The sequence below is a fragment of the Algoriphagus marinus genome (assembly GCF_001936475.1).
Classification (GTDB): Bacteria; Bacteroidota; Bacteroidia; order Cytophagales; family Cyclobacteriaceae; genus Algoriphagus; species Algoriphagus marinus.
Window position 1 is genome coordinate 1 of record NZ_MSPQ01000017.1, and the last position, 19,527, is coordinate 19,527.

The following is a 19,527-nucleotide window of genomic DNA, read 5'->3' on the forward strand; positions in this document are numbered from 1 at the left end:
TTTTCAACCACATTGATATTTACTTCTGCAGAAACAGTAGCTGTTCCTTTGTTATCCGTTGCCTTTGCAGTCAAAGTGAAGTTTCCTACCGAAAGGTTTGTCCAGGCAAAGCTGTAAGGAGAAGTGGTATCCGTTCCCAACAAAGTGGTTCCGTTGTAGAATTCAACTTTGGTGATCGTTCCGTCTGAATCTGCTGCAGTTGCAGTAATGCTTGCATTGTCGCCTTGAGTGAACTGAGCATTAGTTTTTGGAGCAGTGATGCTTACAGTTGGTGCTACGTTTGGAGTATCTACTACACTAAAGGTAATAGTTCGAATCGGCCCTTGCTCCCCTCCTCTATTTGATCCTGAGTAAGTAACCGCTGTAAGAGTATAAGCTCCTACAGGAAGATCCATACCAAAGTAGACTCCATTATTATCTCCATAAAGTGCATATGGTGCAGCATTCTCTAATCTAGTTAGGTTGACTTGACCTGACAAAGTAAAATAAACACTTCCTACTACAGATGGATTTGTATTGGCCCTGATGTTCACTTTTTTGTCTGAAACAATGCTTCCTTCCATCTGCATTCCGTTTGTCAGGTTAAACAAATCCAGATTTGTATCTGCATTGATTAGAGTAAAGCTTTCTACCTGTGTCACGTTTGACTTTTCAACCACATTGATATTTACCTGTGCAGAAACAGTAGCCGTTCCTTTGTTGTCCGTTGCCTTTGCGGTCAAAGTGAAGTTTCCTACCGGAAGGTTTGTCCAGGCAAAGCTGTAAGGAGAAGTGGTATCCGTTCCCAACAAAGTAGTTCCGTTGTAGAATTCAACTTTGGTAACCGTTCCGTCCGCATCGGCGGCTATTGCAGTGATGCTTGCATTATCGCCCTGTGTAAACTGAGCATTTGAGTTTGGAGCAGTAAGGCTTACTGTTGGTGCTACATTTGATTTTTCAGCTACATTGATATTTACCTGAGCAGAAACAGTTGCTGTTCCTTTGTCGTCAGTTGCCTTTGCAGTCAAAGTGAAGTTTCCTATTGGAAGGTTTGTCCAGGCAAAGCTGTAAGGAGAAGCGGTATCCGTTCCCAACAAAGTGGTTCCGTTGTAGAATTCAACTTTGGTGATAGTTCCGTCCGCATCGCTAGCTGTTGCAGTGATGTTGGCATTGTCGCCTTGTGTGAACTGTGCATTTGCGTTTGGAGCAGTGATACTTACAGTTGGTGCTACGTTTGGCATTTCAACCACATTGATGTTTGTTTGGGATGAAACAGTAGCTGCTCCTTTGTTATCTGTTGCCTTTGCAGTCAAAGTGAAGTTTCCTACCGGAAGGTTTGTCCAGGCAAAGCTATAAGGAGATGTAGTATCAGTTCCCAACAAAGTGTTTCCGTTGTAGAATTCAACTTTAGTGATCGTTCCGTCTGTATCTGTGGCATTTACGGTAACATTTACATTATCTCCCTTCAAAAACTGAGAATTAGAGTTTGGACTGATAATGCTAATTGTAGGAGCTACGTTGGAATTTTGAATATTAACTATGCTTACTTTCGAGGTAGCCGACTGACCTGTATTGTCGGTTGCAACAGCTTTCAAATTATATTTACCTTCTGAATAATTTTTCAATTCATATTTATAGGGCAACACAAAGGAAGTATAGACAAGATTATCATTTATAAATAATTCTACCTTTTCAACTTGTCCTAAAGTACTATTGGCCTCAATATCAACACTTATGACATCAGAAGTAGTATAAACAGAATTTTCAACAGGGGACTTAATTTGAACAGATGGGACATCAATTTGAATGTAATTAGCTGAAACTAATACATCTTTTTCTGGCATCAAAAATTCATACACAATGTTCTCACTAACAGATTTGCCGTCAATACTCCAATGACTAAACAAATATCCCAAGAAGGGTTCTGCTACAAGCTGAACGAAATTGTTTGATTTAATTTCATAAACCTGGGAATTGAATAAATCTTCATTAAAATCAACAGTATTCAATAATAATTTTGGAACACCTGTTACAAAATCAGTATTCTTAGATACAAAAGGCGTTTTTAATATAATGTCCGAATCTTCAGCTATAAAACTATTCAAATTAGTATTGATTGATAAATGAGATCCAGAAGCTTCCATTAAAGAAATACTAACTCCAAAAAGAGCTATAAGAGACAAGAAGTATTTAGTAAATGTTTTTTTCATCTATATGTATTTTATACTTAGAATACTGCCTATTAAATATTGAATTTTATATTTCATGATTTTAAATATATTTTCATGTTTCAATCAAACAGTAAAATGTATTTCGTCTAAGAGACATCATGTTTTGAAACAAGCAAAATATTTTATTAAAAAACAAAATTACGATTGATGAAAATTATCATGAAAAAATATGAACATTGAATTAAAATACTTCAAACAAACATGTGTGTATTTAATATTCATATTTTTGCCGATGGAATAATTTTTTCTATTTTTTTTTTTTTAAAATAATTTTTAACACTAAAATGGATTAGCCCTAACTAGAGTACAGAAAGGGTAAAATGATAGAATCTCAAAGGATTGCAATTCAAATGGTAAGAATTAGAAAACTCAAATGCACACCATTTGGAATGAAAACATGGATTTTTAGACTACTAAGAGACAGGATTTAAAGGACAGAATCCTATCAATTCTTATAATCCATTACTTAAATGACATTATAAAGCCTTACAGTATTTGACCAAATCAGTGAATTAGATCATCTTGTTTTCATTATCACTAATAAATCGATAACTCAAAAATGAGTTATAAACATACTAAGCCAGAAAACAGATAAAATTCTATTTTTGAATCACGATTGAAGATCAAAATTTAGAATTCAACCTGAAGATGATTGCAATTCCACATTTAATGGGTGATGAAAAAATTATATCCTAGGACTATGCCAATACTAGCCTAAATGGAAATGTTTTAATCCTATATATATTTTTGGATTTCTTAATTAGTAAAATGCATTTTAAAAAGGAATGTTAAATTTAAAATATTGAAGCCTGAATTTGAGTTGCCCAATATGTCAACATTTTGATTAGGAAGTACACACCACAAAAAGTTAAACAGTTAACGTAAAAAAATACCTATCAAACCTAATTTTATAGGTTATAAAAAAGATCATTTAAAAAATTGATATCAGTTTTAAATAAGTAATAAAAATTGAATCAAACTCATTTGATATAGGAAATTATTTCTATTATAAAAAACTACAAACCTCTAGTATCATTAAAAACCAGAAGAGAGCAGAAGTTATCTATTCGTAAAAACTCTAACAAACGTTAAATATGAATGACATAATAAAATGATTAAAAATTAATCATCTAAAAATTAGATTTTAGATAATCAGAATCATAGATTAAAATTTGTTCAACAAACAATTTCGCAATTAAGGATGATATCTCTTTGAAATAAAAAAAATTCGATTAATTACTTTTCATTTCTTATCCCGAATTATACTAATTAGATAAGGATACAGAATTTCATTAACAATATTTTTCCACAAACTCTTCTCCATTTCTTTTTGAATTTGTTTGGAATCGTATGAATCAAGCTTTTTAGAAATCTCAAATATTCCTTTTGAAATAGCTTCCACATTGTCTTCAATTAAAATTCCATTTGATCTATTGACAATTTTTGCATTTGCATGCGTATTAGTAGCTAATACAGGAAGTCCGGACAACAAATACTCATATGTTTTAGTAGGGGGTTGGTTTTGAAAATAGGGGGTAATTGGAACATATGAAACACCACAAGATGCTTTTTCAACGTAATTACACAACTTATCATTTTGAATATACCCAGTTGTAAACACACGATCCTTTAAATCATTATCATTAATATATTGATGTATTATCTGGAGTTCATTATTAAATCCATCACCAATGATCGTAAGTGTAGAAATCCTTTCTAAAGGATAGTTCTGGATATAGGCATGGAAACCAATAACTAAATTCAGAATATTTCTATTCGAAAGAGTTCCTACATAAATGAGGTTAAGATTTTCTAAAGAAATGTCAGATTTAACAAGACTATCTCCACCTAATGGCAAAACAAAAAAATCTCTTATCTTTATTTGCTTACCGGTTTCTTCACTGATTACGGATATATTTTTAAAAATTAGAGATTCAAACTTAAGCAGATTATCAAGTAAATAATTTTTAATTCTACTCTCAGTAACAGCAATAGTTCTAATATCTAAATTAAAACAATAATTTACATTTAATAATTTAAGAAGGCTACACCCAGGAAAATATACAACAAAAACTAGATCAAATTTATTTTGAGTTATTTTCATATTAACACTTTTCAAAAGTATTGAAAATCTGTTAAACAAACTCCCTTGTCTTTTCAAATAAATACAGTTAACTCCCTCAGTAACTATTCTTTTTTTATTCTCATCCCAACATATATATGTAATATTAAATTTATCAGACAAATACGTACAATACTTATAAGTATCGATATGATAGCCGTATTGCTCTTTATTTACAATCAAAATATTATTCATAAAAATTTTCTTAGAATTTATTGTAAAAAATCAAACAACGTAACAACAATTTACTTTCAGGAAAGGATTCATCTGTAATGAATGAATTTTTTTTATTTAAATAAAAAAGAAAAGTTTGGGGCCCGATTGAAGATGATTTTTTACAAACTGAAAAAAACACTGATGCTAATACTTTATCAAATGAATTTTCATCATATATTTTGAATTTTGAATTTTTATTTTTTAGATAAATAAGCCAATCATAAACTTCTTTTAATTTTGAAAAACTTGATATTAATTCAGTAGAAGCACAACTATAATGTAATTCAAAATTTTTTTCTAAATGGGGAATATCAAACTTATCAAAAGCCTTTGAATAAATCATTTTATGAAAATCAAATAATTGTTTCCGGCGATCACTATAGACTTTCATAATACTTGATTCTGAAGCCCTATAATAATAAAGAACCTGATCAAGATTCTTTATAGGAAAATGAAAACTGGCATCAAAAAAAAAGTCGTAATCTTCAGCCACTGCAAGTTTTACATTATAGGTTAGTTTTGCCTCTCTTATCATCTTCATTCGATACATAGTAGTAGCGGACAAAAGCGAATTATAAAATAACAGTGAAGCTTTTATTAATGATGGTTCTAAAAATTTTCTCGAAATATATGGCTTTCCTTCACCAAATCTTTGCAGAGCTGTCCCACAAATTCCTACCTCCAAATTTTCACGCAAATAATTAATTTGGACTTCAAATCTATTTGGCTCGATTAAGTCATCACAATCCATCCAAGCTAGGTACTCTCCTTTTGCCTCTTTCAGACCAACATTTCGAGTATATGCAACGCCTTGATTTTTTTCATTTCTAATTAATCGTATTCTTGAATCTTTTATCGATTGGATAATTTTGACAGAAGAATCTGATGATCCATCATCTATGATCAGTAATTCATAATCAGTAAAAGTCTGACTCAATACGTTAGAAATAGCTTCTTCCAAGTATTTTTCACCATTATAAACTGGCATGATCACTGAGAGTGGTAATAAATTCATCTATTAATTGAATTAAAATACTGTTTCTTTATTATGTTTTTTTCGAAAAATTTATCCCCCCTACCTTTTGAAAAGGAACAGTGTCAAATTTAAAAAATAAAGCGCCAAAATCGAAAATATTCTAAAATTGTAAACTTTGTTACTGTTTTTTAACAAGGATTTTGCTTTGGATTATAAACAACTAACCAACAAAATCAAATTTCAAGAATGCGCATTTTCCTCAAAAAATTACGCCATACTACCCAAAAATCTAAATTTCCTAGCCTTGCTGTTTTCTACTTTCCAGCTAATTTTGAAAAATTCGCCTATCAATGTAGATTTTTAAATACCATAAATCTATCTTTTTGATAGCAATTATTGAAAAAATAATATTTGCTCAGCCCTCAATTTATCACAAAGCCTGTTTGATGGGATTATTACATCATCATAAGTCAATACTTGGTCTTTTGAAATATCATTTTTCAACAAACACCCTTCTGCTAGACCTATTGGCAATAAGTTTTCCTTTATGGAAACCTCATAATTTTCACATAAACCATAAGTCATATAACCCCCAAGATCATCAATTTTTTCACCCTTTTTAAGATCGACTTTTGCGGTAGCGACAACATCTACCATGGGTTTCCCTAGAGGAGCGAGAGCAGCATCATGAAAAAGAACAGCCCGGGCAACAGTTAAAGGAACTTCAAAATGGCAAAGATGATAGGGAGTATAAAAAAGATATAAGGGCCCCTTCCCTAGCTTATATAAATTAAGATAATGCTGTTGCTTGGGATCATCATGTGTACCAAGGACAAAAACTCCTGGCCCTGGATCAGCTCCTACCACATAATCAACTATACCATTGCCTTCTAAAAGTACTTCCAAGGGATATAAATCCTGAAATACATCCTTCAGAGGGGTTCCGCTTGCTACAGTTGGACCAAACATTCCTCTTTTTGCCACCTTCATTCCAGTTCCATTTGCAACGATTGCCTGTTCAAAAGATATTTTAGTTCCATCTGCAAAGGAGGTAACCATTTTAGGGTTTTGTCCCCATTGTTTGGCAAAACCTTCTTGCGTGGTTGGATTTCTATAGGGGTCATGTAGGCCTTTAATATTCCCACATAAAACTGGTTTTACTCCTATAGACTTAACAAATCGATAAAGATTCATTTCAACTCCTGGCTGATCGCCATCAGCATTAGTAAGGATTACCCCCGCCCTATCCGCATATACTTTTAAAATGGGGCCTATTGTACCATCAACTTCAGCATTCATCAAGATGACATGTTTCTTATGATCAAAGGCTTTGAGAATTATACGTGCTGAGAACTCTATAGCTCCCGTAACTTCAATAATAGCATCTATTCCTTTAGCCTCACAGAGGATATCCGCATAATCTGTAATGCTGAATTTCCCATTCCTGATATTATTTTCTAATTCACTTCTATTGTCAGTATACAATGGATCCGGGATTCCAGCCTCAAAAAAAACATCTCTTGCCTTTTCAACATTTCTATTAAAAATTGCAACTAAACGCATTCCGGGGACAGAATTGACAATTTGATTGGCTATTCCCCGAGCCATAAAACCTGCCCCAATCATTGCAACTTTTATAGGGTTATTTTCAGCGTGTCTTTTCTTTAATGCATTATCAATAATTACCATATAGAGTTATTTTAAAAATTAGGGTGATTTCTATCTTTTTCAGATATGATTTCAGGGTTCATTGGCCATTCAATTTTAAATTCAGGATCATTCCACCTAATCCCCGCTTCAGCACCTGGGGTATAAAACTGAGTTACTAAATAAGAAACTTCACAATTGTCCTCCAGCGTGATGAAGCCATGGGCAAAATCCTCAGGAACATAAAGCATTTTATAATTGTCTTGGGTCAATTCAACACCCACCCATTGTTTATAAGTTGGAGAATTCTTCCTGAGATCTATAATTACGTCATAAATTGCTCCTCTTGTACATCGAATTAATTTTGTCTCCTGAAAAGGATCATTTTGATAATGCATGCCTCTTATCGTTCCTTTCTTAAGACTTAAGGAAGTATTTGCTTGTTTGATGTCATGTTTCAAACCATGTGCGGCTAATTCTTTAGCGCACCATGACCTTCCAAAAAATCCTCTTTCATCTTCTAATTTCTTGATTTCAAGAATAAAAGCACCTTTAAGTTTTGTTTCAGTAAATATCATATTTATTAATTTTCACCAATTCCAAGAAAGGTCCTCAATCAGAAAATTTTTACTTTGTAGATTATTTAAAACTTCAAGCCTCATATACTGAGATTTTCTATACTGATGATCATTAAAATTCATTTCAGTAAGGTTGGAGTATAAATCTTTAATAGTTCTATTAAGGTCAAAAACAGGGAGGTAATCCGGTGCCAACTCTGCAAATAAATCAAAATTGACTTTGTATGACCTTTTATCAGGTTGGGCATTCGGATTTACAGATACTTTAACGCCGGGTATCACTTCTGCTACGGCCTCTGCCAGTTCGACAACCTGATAATTCCAAGTATTTGTACCTGTGTTTACTACTAAAAACCCTCCTCCTTTACTTGCATTTCGGCTAATTCCAAAGTCAATCGCCCTAGCCATATCTAATACATTGATTAGAGGTCGCCAAGGAGTACCATCACTCAAAATGGATATTTCCTTTGAAGTGACAGCCCCAGCTACAAAATCATTCAATACCAAATCCAATCTTAGACGGTCAGAATGACCACAGGCTGTTGCAAAACGAAAGCAGGTTACAACAAAGTTTTCACTTGCAAGCGAAATTAATCCATTTTCAGCCTCCACTTTGGATTTAGCATAAGCAGTAAGTGGGTTAAGTCTGTCAGTTTCTACTTTTGGATAGTCATCTGCTTCCCCATAAATACTACAGCTTGAGGCAAATACAAACGATTTTACTCCATTCTTCTTGGCTGATTCCGCCATTCTAATAGCTGACTTACAATTAACATCCATAGTTACTTTTTCAAATTTATTTCCCATTGGATCATTTGAAATCGCTGCCAGATAGACCACAGAATCAATACCTTCAAACAAGCTTTCATGAAAATGTCTTACATCTCCAAAAATCTGCTTATTTAATTGATTATCAGGTAAAAAATTAACATTTGTTAAGCACTTGGCAAAATACCCCATATCATAGCCTATTAGCTCAGCATGGGGATGTGATTGACGTAGTTTACTTATTAATCCGGGACCTACGTATCCCATATTTCCTGTTATTAGAATTTTCATGTGATCTTTTTTCAAGAAGTTGTACAAAATAATTTCAATTTTCAGTTGGAGCTAAATATATCCTAAGTAAAATTCAAATTACCATATTTTCCATGGCGCTTTATTGGCATTGCACAAGTTCTCGAGAACTTGCTTATCTCTTAGAGTATCCATAGGATGCCAAAAACCAAAATGCTTAAAGGCAGAAAGTTGGTCAATTTCTGCAAGTTTCTCAAGAGGATCTTTTTCCCAAACGGTTTGATCATCGGAAATAAAATCCAAAGCTTCAGGCTCCACAACAAAAAAACCTCCATTTATCCATGCATTTTCGGAGCCACCGCCCTTAGGTTTTTCTTTGAAACTTTCAATTCTTGTACTTTCATCTCCTAATGTAAAAATCCCAAATCGACCAGGTTGCTGCACCGCAGTCAGAGTAACTAGAGTCTTTTGCTTTTTGTGAAATGCAATAGAAGCGGAAATATTTACGTCGCTAACTCCATCGCCATAGGTAAGACAAAACGTTTCAGATTTCACATAATTAGCAACCCTTTTGATTCTCCCGCCTGTCATGGTATTTTCACCAGTATCCACCAAAGTCACTTTCCATGGCTCACTATTTTTACGGTGAATCTCCATGGAATTATTTCTGAGGTCAAAAGTCACATCTGACATATGTAAAAAATAATTTGAGAAATATTCTTTAATCATGTGTCCTTTATATCCACAACAAATTACGAAATCATTGATTCCATGAGCAGAGTAGATTTTCATAATGTGCCAAAGGATCGGTTTCCCACCTATTTCAACCATTGGCTTGGGACGAACCCCACTTTCTTCGCTGATCCGAGTACCAAAACCTCCTGCTAAAATTACTGCTTTCATAGTTATTGCTTAAGTTTAGATGTAAAAATTTTATTTAAAGTATTAAAAATATTTCATTAGAAAAACTAGGTTTAATAAAAAGCAAAAATAAATATTCAAAATATGAAATTTTTTGAAAGGCTTATATTTATCCTGCGCAACAAACAACTTTGATAGCTTTTAAATTAGGTTAGTAAAAAAAACAAATAAAAATATGATTTGAAGGGTTTGAAAAAGATACTTAAAATAGAAATTTATTAGATATAAGCCTTGAAAAACAAATGGATTCAAAATTTTTTTATTAAAATATATATGCTAGTCCCATGACAAACCATAATAATCTGTAAATTAAGTAAATACGAATTTTAAAACTATAATAATCATCAATTCCATCAGTTAGTTTCTATACAAAATCCTAAGTATTCAATTTTCCAAAGAGTAAAATTTGTTATGGAATATCTTCAAATCTTGTTCTGAATTTACTCCTTGGAGACTCAAAAAACTTCAAACTCTATTTATTTATATAAAGAATGAACATCAAGAATAAATAGTAATAACTATATGAGACTTCTATTCAGAAAAAATCTATTCTCAAAAAAAAGTCCCTCTTTGGTAAATATCAAAGAGGGACTTTAAACTTTGTTTTAATTCAATTAATAAGCATTTTCGCTTTTAAAGATTAAACTGTAGAATGTCAACAAAATTATTTTAATGTCAAACAAGAAACTCCAATTTTTGATATAAAATAAGTCATATCTCAAACGAGCATTCATATCGAATGAATCATTAATTTCTCCCCGAAAGCCTTTCGCTTGTGCAAGACCTGTAATTCCAGGCTTTACCATGTGTCGAAACATAAAATTCTCGATTTTTTCAGCAAACTCTCTATTCATTGGAATAGCATGAGGTCTTGGTCCCACTATCGCCATTTCTCCCATTAAAACATTCAATAATTGAGGTAACTCATCCAAACTACTCTTTCTTAGAAAAGCACCAACTTTAGTGACTCTATCATCATTTTTCGTAGCCTGCTTGAACTTACTTTCTGGTTCAAATTTCATACTTCTAAACTTGAGACAATAAAAAGGCACATTATTCTGACCATGTCTAAGCTGCTTGTAAAAAACCGGTCCTTTCGATTCCATTTTAATGAGTAATGCAATAATTGGAAACAACCAACTTGCAATTAAGATAAGGAATACACTAACCGAAACAATTTCGAAGATCCTCTTAGCAATAACCTGGGAGTTATCACGAAGATTTACCGAATACCTGTGGAGAATAAAATCGGCACTAATCGAAAAGTTTTCAACGCTGTTAAGATTTGATGTTGTAGTAGCCATGATGATAACTATTTTTTTTTTTTTGAAAAACTGTCCCAAACCAAGTCAGGATAAATACCCCTTTTATTTGTTGATGTAAATTTAGATAATAAATCAGTGAATTTCCAATTGAATTACATTTTTTTTTATTTGAAATACATTTTTTGTAAGTAAAAGAGAATTAATTCGGACAGATTTGAATTAAAAAAAGCTTCCAAATCACCCCAATACTGCCTTGTAAAACCCTGAATTCCTGAATTTTGAGCCGCAACAACCTTGAGTCATTTTTTTCTCAGCGCCAACTTTTGCTGATCAAAATCTTTAAAAAAATTAATCTGAATGAAATGCAACTCCCTTTCCAGAGAAGCAATTCTCTCTTTACTAAGGTGTGTATTAGCAGAAAACTTTGATTATGAGACAAGCAGACTAGGTAGGTAGAAACCAAATGAATTTTAAAAAATCTCATTACCAAAAACTGCTTTCAATCTTATACCCTCATAAAAGTGTGGAAAGATCCATTATTTAAACCTTAGAAATCACCACTATAGACCATATTATACTGCCAAAAATTATTTCCTTCCAATATCTTCCTGGCTCTAACCTAAACTAGACACCTATTAAAAAAACTCTGAGAAATTTCAGGCCTGACATATCCGATCAAACTATCGAAGACCATGAAATCGCAAAACCTTATTGGTTAAACTTGGAAGATAAAAATATTCCCATTCCATCACTAAGGAACCTGACACAATCTGATTTAGGAAAATCTAACCAAAGTAAGTCTAACAAATGCTTCATTAAACCATAGGAAACAGTTCTCCCCCAAAATTACTCTTCTTAGATCCGCGTCTCCTGAGATCATGAATAAAAGCAGCATTGGACGTACAATCTAGGATTAAACACCCAACTAAGAACTGAGGAAAAATTTGGAACATTGACACGAAAAATTTCACTAACTTTAGCTAAGATTTTAAACTTTATTAGTTAATTGATAGGGAGTATATCTATCGAAAAAACAATAATAATAACTGAGAATAGTCAAGATTAGAAGAAAATAAAAACTAAGTTTTCTTAGTATTTTTCAAAAAAGGGCCATTGGGATCTAACCAAAAGGTTTAAAACGATAGGTAAACCTCTCAAATTTCCGCCTAGCTCTATCTATTAATGAACAGTTCTCCTAACAAATAATAAGGCTATGAATGTATTCCCACATTTCAGGATTTCTCAATTTACAGAATTATCAAATTCGCTGAATTTTCGCCCTGAATATCGAATCGAAATTTAAACCGGTCTTTTAGTTTATTTTTGTTTTACATACATTTATTTGCTTTTTAAACATTATTTAAAGTACTTTGCAGTAATTAAGGACGATCACCTCAGTATCAAAAGAATAGATTTTAATAAAAACAATAAAACACACTTGACAACATGGTAAAAGTTGCTTTAATCGGAGCAGGAAAGATGGGGTTGTCTCATCTTTCAATTTTAGGAGCACATCCAAAAGTAGAAATCGTAGGAGTTTGCGATACCTCAAAAATGGTTGTGGAAGTTCTTGAAAGATATAGTGGTTACAAATGTTATTCTGATTATCTCAAAATGGTAGAAGAGTCCCGCCCTGATGCAGTATTTGTTTCAGTGCCCACAAAGTACCATTATCCAATGGTCAAGGAGCTTTTAAATAAAGGAGTCCATGTTTTCACTGAAAAACCATTTTGCCTGAATCCTGAGGAAAGTAATGAATTGACACAGCTGGCTAAGAAAATAGGCGTTGTAAATCAGGTAGGATACCACAATAAATTTGTGGGGACTTTTAGAGAGGTCAAAGACCTTGTGAAAAATGGAGCTATTGGTGAAATAACGCATTTTCAAGGTGAAGCTTATGGTCCGGTGGTGATAAAGAAAAAAAGTGAAACATGGAGATCCGATCCTACTGAGGGAGGTGGATGCTTAATGGACTACGCTTCTCATGTAATCGATCTGATCAATGATATCATCTCTCCTATTGATTCTTGCAAAGGCTCAATGCTTAAATCAATCTATTCAAAAAATGTGGATGATTCCGTTTATGCCTTAGTAGGTTCTAATTCGGGAGCTTCCGGGGTTATTTCTGTAAATTGGAGTGACGAAACTTACCGAAAAATGTCGACCTCTATCACAATTATAGGAACTAAAGGTAAAATTATATCTGATGCAAACGAATTGAAAGTGTATTTTAAAGGTGATGGGTTTCCAAAAGGATACTCAAAAGGATGGAATGTAAAGTATGTGACAGATCTTACCGAGGAGGTAAACTTCTACCTTAGAGGGGAAGAATACTCTGCTCAAATTGATTACTTCATAAAATCCGTTCTCGGAGAAAATAATAGATCCATCAACACCTTTGAAAGTGCCTGGAAAACAGACAAATCAATTTCATTAATTAAAAACCAATCAAGCCTTTAATAGTATGGAAAGAATAATTTTTGGAGACAATCAGTTTTTTGCAGTAAATCATATTTCAGACGAAAAATCTCGTGCCCAGTCAATTAAATTCAAAGATGATTCTGCAATCATCAAAACATTGGACATTGCAATAGCATCAGGCATAAATACATTCATGTGTACGACCCATGATAGAATTGCCAATATTTGCGAAATTATCAGAAAAGACCCTGAAAAATATAAAGACTTTAAGATATACCCTTGCATGCCATATGCACACAAGTACGCTAATGCTGTAACTGACCTTGGTATTGCAGGAACGTTAAAACAATACGTGCCAGGTAATTTTCTGGGATCATTACTAAAAGGTGGCGTCGCATATTTATCCAAAGATTACATTTCTATTATGGAATTGTTGGTTGATGCTGAAATGAAAATGTTTAAGGGAATCAATACGCCTGTAATTTTTCTCCAGAATGTAATCACTGATCTATTATTGGGACTTGGAATGGATGAGTTTCTGGTCGCTTTTGCAAAATACATCAAGGAGAAATACAATGCAGAGCCAGGTTTTATAACAATGAACTTACCAAAACTTTTAGAAGTATTGGAAAAGAACGGTATTAATAATCCTATTATTTGTGCTTCAATAAATAAAGTGAATTTCAGGATGTCAGGTGGTAAAGATTTGTACGAGAAAACTTTAAACGAAGGAAGGTGTAGAATAATAGCAATGCAAGTTCTTGGTGGTGGAGCTATTCCAGCTGGTGAGGCTTTAGAATATGTAAGTAATCTCCCAAATGTAGAATCAATTCTCTTTGGAGCCTCTTCCAAACAGAATATCGAAAACACAGTGGAAACCATAAAATATCACGATCAAAAAAAGAAAGCATCATCAATTATCGGCTAATTAAAACTGATTTGTTAATTAATAACCGAGCTAAAAAATGATCTTTCCAAATTAAAAATGCATAAGTGATCCCTTTTTTCAGAAAAAAATTGGGAACACTCCTGCTAAACAGTCTTAAAAACCTTAAGCTAGAAAGTAATTAAGTAGTTTTTCTACACCTAAAATTTTCCCCTAACCTTATAAATATCAGACACCAATAGTTTACTGTTTAAAAAAAGTAACTACTTGAATCTAATTAACCATTTAAAAACTAGTAGGGAAATAAAATCCCGATCTCCTCTTTCTTGGATTTTGCAATTAATCCCCTTTTTTTTCTCGAAATATGGGGTAACAAAATTTAAACTTATCAAAATGATTTAGTTATTTATTTTGAGTCAAAGGAATTCATCTAAGGGTTTTTAACTATCCAAAGAATAGTAAAGACTCAAACTATTACATAGTCCAAGTTTAGTTGAAAAGAAAACAAATTATTTAAACAAATCTTAAAATCAAAAATTATCCATAAAGATATTAAAAGATATTAAATAACATAAAATTGTATATAAAACACCATATATAGCGTTGAGTTAAAACTGATTTTATTGTAGTTCAGGAATAGCCTTCAAACCTAGTAGTTAGCATCAAGCCATATAACAAAAAGAAATATTGTGATTGAAAGCTTCATTTACGCAAAACCTTCTGATATCCAACCTATTAAATACTCTATTAAACTCATTATCAGACCCTTAAAAAACTATTTTGAAACCTTGATTACAGAGGCAATTGATCATCAAGTAAGAAAGATTTGATACAAATCAATTCATATTGGTTTTTCAACTAATTAATGCTTAAATTATTTTCTGCTATTTATATTTCATCAATTAACAAGAATTATCTTTATCTCACAAAATATCCTGTTAAATTAAGGAACCCGTCAATAAACCTCTTCTTAAATACAATACAATCCTGTATGAAAAATGTAATCTTATCCCTTGTAATTACATCCCTTTTCTTTTTTTCCTGTACAAAAAGAAACCTAGTTTATTTGTCTGATTTAGATCCAGTCAATGGCTATTCCTCAAACATCACCACACTTTCGGAGCCAAGGATACAAGAAGATGATCTGTTAAGCATAACTGTAACGAGCCTCAATCCGGAATCTAATATGCTATTCAATGCAGGAGTGATTATGCCATCACAAGGAAATGTCAACACGGTGGTCTCCTCTCCCATAAATGAGAATTATCTTGTCGACAAGGATGGATTCATTAATTATCCAGTAGTTGGCAAAATAAACCTTCGAGGGCTTACCAAACAGGAAGCAGTTGCAAAAGTCACAGAGGTTTTGGATGAATATGTAAAGGATCCTATCATTAACATTAGGTTTATGAACTTTAAAGTCACTGTCATTGGTGAAGTACAGCAACCCTCCTCTTTTATTATCCCCACTGAAAAAATAACGATCCTCGAGGCCCTTGGACTTGCAGGTGATATGACAGCTTACGGAAAAAGGGAGAATGTCCTAGTAATTAGGGAAAAAGATGGAGTGAGGAGTGCAAACAGGTTGAATCTAAATGAAAAAAACGTGCTTGACTCCCCATTTTATTACCTTCAACAGAATGATATTGTTTACGTTGAGCCGTATAAAACTAAGTCTATCCAAGCAGACAATAACCCAACGACAGTAGCCTTGATAAGTACCGCCCTAACCCTAGCTACTGTTTTGATACTTAATTTCAACAATATCTTTTAAATTTGTTGATAAAACTTCAGCCAAATAATTGACAACTAAGACCAAACATGGAAATTAAAGATCTACTCAAGGAGCTTGAAAAAGAAGAAGAAAAGGAGAATAGTAGTGAGCAGCTTAGTTATAAAATGATTTTCTTCAAATATTCTCAGAAATGGTACTGGTTTGCTATCGGTCTTTTTCTGTGCATGTCTTTAGCTTTTACATACATCTATTTTGCCACCCCTCAATATGAAATAAAAAGCACTTTGCTCCTTAAAGACGAAAACAAAGGTTCCGACTTTAACTCTAATGCAGTGCTTACAAACATTCAAGGGTATGGTTCTACCTCATCTGTTGAGAACGAAGTAGAGGTTCTGAGAGCAGAGCATTTAATGATCAAAGCTTTTGATGAACTTGGGTTTTCAACAGCATACTTTATTCCTAATGGACCATATAGATGGAAAGAGATATATGGAAATGAAGTACCCTTTACTATAACTACTTTGGAAAAAAATGAATTCTTCAAGGTAGATGACAACAACGTCAACATTCTTATCAAAAATGAAGAAGAGTTTCAATTAATCAACCCTTCTGGACAAACTCAAGACTTCAAATTCGGTCAGAAAATTCAAAACTTCTATGGTACTTTTTCAATAAACCGAAACCAAGAATTCATCCCGTCTTCAGATTACGTATCCAGTGAACCTATTAGAATTTCCTTTTTAGACTCCTCAGTGGCAAGAGGTGAAGCACAAAACCTTAAAGTGGAAATAGTAAACAAACTAGCCAGTGTAATTGAACTTTCAATACTTGCAGAACATCCTAAAAAAGGAAGAGATTTAATTGAAAAACTTATAGAAGTTTACAATAGTGAAGCAGACAATGAGAAAAACATAACTGCAAAAAACACAATTGCCTTTATAGATGAACAACTAATTGGACTTACTGAAGAACTTGGTGCCATAGAAAACAAAGCAGAACAATATAAACTAAGTAACTCGATAACAGACGTTGGAGCAGAGGCTCAGCTTTATCTCAATAGCACAACTGCAAACAGGCAACAACTTGCAGATCTATCGATTCAGATTGATGTACTTGAATCAATAGAAGCTTATATGAGTAGAAACGGAAATGAGTACGAAACAGTACCCGGAACACTAACCGTAACAGACCCCACTCTAAACGAGCTAATTTCAGATTTCAATAGACTTTCCCAGGATAGGGAAAGAATGCTTAGGACTACACAACCTAACAATCCAATAGTTGTAAATATTAGCCAGCAGCTTGCAAGTCTCAGGAATAGCATTGTAGAAAATTTAAGACACATTAAAAACGGACTGATCATATCAAAAAATAGTCTAGAATCAACCTCCACCCAATTCCAAAACAGAGCTTCAAAGGTTCCTACTATGGAAAAAGAACTATTGGATATTAACCGCGAACAAAGCATAAAACAACAACATTACCTCCTTCTAGTCCAAAAAAGAGAAGAAGCAATGCTAACACTTGCAGCGGCTTCAGTTGGAAACTCCAAAACCATAGGAGAACCAATTTCATCAGAGTTCCCGGTAAAACCGAATAAAAAAATAATTTTAGCCTTCAGTTTGCTCATGGGAATGGCACTTCCTTTCGGCCTTATTTTTATTAAAGATCAGTGGGAAGAAAAAATACAATTCAAATCAGATGTTGAGAAATTGACAAAGACTCCAATACTAGGGGAAATATCAAAAAACAAACCTACAGAAGGAATTAGAGCAATTTCTAAAAATAAAAGAAATCTCATTTCAGAGCAGTTCAGATTTATAAGAAGTAACTTAGCGTTTTCAACTTACAAGAAGCCAAATAAAACTATACTTGTCACTTCTTCTATCAGTGGGGAAGGAAAAACCTTTTTCAGTTTAAATCTGGCAGTCACTATTGGAATGACTGGCAAATCAGTAGTAGTTTTAGAATTTGATCTAAGAAGACCTGCCTTGATTTCCGCTTTAGGAATGGATGCTACAAAAGGGATCTCAGAATACCTTAATTCGTCCAATATGCAAGTTAAAGATATAATTCATCCATTGGAATCAGCAGAGAATGTAGACATTATAGGTTGTGGTAAAATCCCGGAAAACCCAGCGGAGTTAATGATGGGAGAAAATCTCCAAAAACTATTCAATGAGTTAAGCAAGTCTTATGATCACATAATCATAGATTCTCCTCCTATAGGACTAGTAGCTGACTCGTTTATATTCGGGGAGTTTGCAGATGTGACCATTATGGTACTTAGGTATAATTACTCTAGCAAATTGCAGATCAAAACAATTGAGGATGTACGCAAAAACAAAAAATTCAAGCAGCCCTTGTTAGTTCTTAATGATGCTAAAGCTGAAATAATCTATGGTTATGGAGGAAAAAATTCAGCAAAATATTACCAACAATAAAAACGGTTTTAAAAGAATTGTAAAGTGTCTTTATAATATTCAGATTCAATAAAAACAGATGAAAACAAAATGAAGATATGGATTGATTTTATAAACACACCGCAAGTCAGTTTTTTTGAACCGATTATCGAAGGACTCTCCAAACAGGGTCATACATTTATATTGACCTGTAGAGACTCTTCAAATACTGTTCAAATCCTAAAACAAAAAAAATGGGAGTTCACTATAATTGGTGATAGAGCAGAAAAAGGTTTAGTAAATAAACTCGCCAGTTTCCCAAATAGAATTCGAAAACTAGTTAGTTTCTTGAGAAATAAAAAAATTGATGCTGCTGCAGGCCAAAGTAGTTTTTATCTTCCTTTAGCTGCGAGAATCCTCGGAATACCATCTCTTTATACAAATGACAATGAACATGCGTTGGGCAATATCCCCGCGTTTATTTTTGCTAAAAAAATCATTCTTCCAGAAAACTTCCCTATTCAAAATGCTTTAAAACAAGGGGCATCAAAGAGAAAAACGAGTTTATACCCAGGGATTAAAGAAGGAATTTATCTCTGGGAAAAAGGCGAAGAAATAACCAAACATAGACAACAGTCAGAACCACAAACAATATATATAAGGCCAGAGCCCCAAACTGCTCAATATTACAAAGGTAAAACCAACTTCCTTGACAACTTACTTCTAGATTTAAAGGATAGTTTTAATATAACTTTACTTGTTAGAGAAAAAAGTCAGTTTGAACACTATACAGCTCCACAATTCAAGGGGATTTCAGTACCCGATAAACCCTTAGATTTTACAACAATTGCAAAAGACTGTTTATTATTTGTTGGGGCAGGGGGCTCTATGACTCGAGAAATGGCATTGATTGGGATACCTACTATATCAGTATATCAAGGTGACCTTTTAGGTGTTGACAAATTCTTGATTGATAACGGTTATATGCAGCATATTCCAGATTTAAGTTCCGAAAAACTCTTGTCAGACATATCTGGAAATCAGGAAAAATCCTCTAGAAATTTACTCCTGGAAAAAGGTAAAAATGCATATCAATTACTAATGGAAAACATCATAAATCTTCAACAGTAA

13 protein-coding genes are annotated in these 19,527 nt (G+C 33.2%); 5 read left to right on the plus strand and 8 right to left on the minus strand.

The genetic code is table 11. The features are described from left to right. From BVC88_RS19640 to BVC88_RS19680, 8 genes are all read right to left on the minus strand, one after another. On the minus strand, positions 1-2,189 hold a 2,189-nt coding region (locus tag BVC88_RS19640; protein ID WP_175574457.1), incomplete at its 3' end, for an Ig-like domain-containing protein. 1,264 nt (positions 2,190-3,453) lie between these two features. Beyond that, on the minus strand, positions 3,454-4,527 hold the full coding sequence (locus tag BVC88_RS19645; protein ID WP_075352443.1) for a glycosyltransferase: 1,074 nt from the start codon (positions 4,525-4,527) through the stop codon (positions 3,454-3,456). 10 nt (positions 4,528-4,537) lie between these two features. After that, positions 4,538-5,563: a glycosyltransferase family 2 protein gene (locus tag BVC88_RS19650; RefSeq protein ID WP_075352444.1), complete on the minus strand. Its 1,026-nt coding sequence runs from the start codon at positions 5,561-5,563 to the stop codon at positions 4,538-4,540. A gap of 354 nt (positions 5,564-5,917) precedes the next feature. After that, complete coding sequence (locus BVC88_RS19660; protein ID WP_075352446.1) at positions 5,918-7,213, minus strand: NAD(P)H-dependent oxidoreductase; 1,296 nt, start codon at positions 7,211-7,213, stop codon at positions 5,918-5,920. A gap of 11 nt (positions 7,214-7,224) precedes the next feature. Further along, positions 7,225-7,749, minus strand: coding sequence for a dTDP-4-dehydrorhamnose 3,5-epimerase (gene rfbC / locus BVC88_RS19665; protein ID WP_075352447.1), 525 nt, complete (start codon positions 7,747-7,749; stop codon positions 7,225-7,227). A 12-nt stretch (positions 7,750-7,761) separates the two neighbouring features. Continuing rightward, positions 7,762-8,808, minus strand: coding sequence for an NAD-dependent epimerase/dehydratase family protein (locus BVC88_RS19670; protein WP_075352448.1), 1,047 nt, complete (start codon positions 8,806-8,808; stop codon positions 7,762-7,764). Between the two features lie 78 nt (positions 8,809-8,886). After that, complete coding sequence (gene rfbF / locus BVC88_RS19675; RefSeq protein ID WP_075352449.1) at positions 8,887-9,669, minus strand: glucose-1-phosphate cytidylyltransferase; 783 nt, start codon at positions 9,667-9,669, stop codon at positions 8,887-8,889. Between the two features lie 632 nt (positions 9,670-10,301). Then, entirely contained in the window at positions 10,302-10,991 is a 690-nt protein-coding gene (locus BVC88_RS19680; RefSeq protein WP_075352495.1) for a sugar transferase, read from the minus strand. A 1,407-nt stretch (positions 10,992-12,398) separates the two neighbouring features. On the opposite strand from BVC88_RS19680, the gene BVC88_RS19685 reads away from it, so the two are divergent. The 5 genes from BVC88_RS19685 (at position 12,399) to BVC88_RS19705 (ending at position 19,527) form a co-directional block, all read left to right on the plus strand. After that, positions 12,399-13,412 (plus strand): Gfo/Idh/MocA family protein, encoded by a 1,014-nt coding sequence (locus tag BVC88_RS19685; RefSeq protein ID WP_075352450.1) that lies wholly within the window; start codon positions 12,399-12,401, stop codon positions 13,410-13,412. 4 nt (positions 13,413-13,416) lie between these two features. Then, positions 13,417-14,301, plus strand: coding sequence for an aldo-keto reductase family protein (locus BVC88_RS19690; protein ID WP_075352451.1), 885 nt, complete (start codon positions 13,417-13,419; stop codon positions 14,299-14,301). A 949-nt stretch (positions 14,302-15,250) separates the two neighbouring features. Then, positions 15,251-16,033, plus strand: coding sequence for a polysaccharide biosynthesis/export family protein (locus BVC88_RS19695; protein WP_075352452.1), 783 nt, complete (start codon positions 15,251-15,253; stop codon positions 16,031-16,033). Positions 16,034-16,080: 47 nt separating this feature from the next. Then, positions 16,081-18,438 (plus strand): GumC family protein, encoded by a 2,358-nt coding sequence (locus BVC88_RS19700; RefSeq protein WP_075352453.1) that lies wholly within the window; start codon positions 16,081-16,083, stop codon positions 18,436-18,438. A gap of 69 nt (positions 18,439-18,507) precedes the next feature. After that, positions 18,508-19,527: a DUF354 domain-containing protein gene (locus tag BVC88_RS19705; RefSeq protein WP_075352454.1), complete on the plus strand. Its 1,020-nt coding sequence runs from the start codon at positions 18,508-18,510 to the stop codon at positions 19,525-19,527.

Excerpts from the sequence above, each read along its gene's own strand:
- BVC88_RS19700 (WP_075352453.1), top strand. The coding sequence starts at position 16,081 with ATGGAAATTAAAGATCTACTCAAGGAGCTTGAAAAAGAAGAAGAAAAG.
- BVC88_RS19660 (WP_075352446.1), bottom strand. The coding sequence starts at position 7,213 with ATGGTAATTATTGATAATGCATTAAAGAAAAGACACGCTGAAAATAAC.
- BVC88_RS19690 (WP_075352451.1), top strand. The coding sequence starts at position 13,417 with ATGGAAAGAATAATTTTTGGAGACAATCAGTTTTTTGCAGTAAATCAT.
- BVC88_RS19695 (WP_075352452.1), top strand. The coding sequence starts at position 15,251 with ATGAAAAATGTAATCTTATCCCTTGTAATTACATCCCTTTTCTTTTTT.
- rfbF (WP_075352449.1), bottom strand. The coding sequence starts at position 9,669 with ATGAAAGCAGTAATTTTAGCAGGAGGTTTTGGTACTCGGATCAGCGAA.
- rfbC (WP_075352447.1), bottom strand. The coding sequence starts at position 7,749 with ATGATATTTACTGAAACAAAACTTAAAGGTGCTTTTATTCTTGAAATC.
- BVC88_RS19645 (WP_075352443.1), bottom strand. The coding sequence starts at position 4,527 with ATGAATAATATTTTGATTGTAAATAAAGAGCAATACGGCTATCATATC.
- BVC88_RS19650 (WP_075352444.1), bottom strand. The coding sequence starts at position 5,563 with ATGAATTTATTACCACTCTCAGTGATCATGCCAGTTTATAATGGTGAA.
- BVC88_RS19685 (WP_075352450.1), top strand. The coding sequence starts at position 12,399 with ATGGTAAAAGTTGCTTTAATCGGAGCAGGAAAGATGGGGTTGTCTCAT.
- BVC88_RS19680 (WP_075352495.1), bottom strand. The coding sequence starts at position 10,991 with ATGGCTACTACAACATCAAATCTTAACAGCGTTGAAAACTTTTCGATT.
- BVC88_RS19705 (WP_075352454.1), top strand. The coding sequence starts at position 18,508 with ATGAAGATATGGATTGATTTTATAAACACACCGCAAGTCAGTTTTTTT.
- BVC88_RS19670 (WP_075352448.1), bottom strand. The coding sequence starts at position 8,808 with ATGAAAATTCTAATAACAGGAAATATGGGATACGTAGGTCCCGGATTA.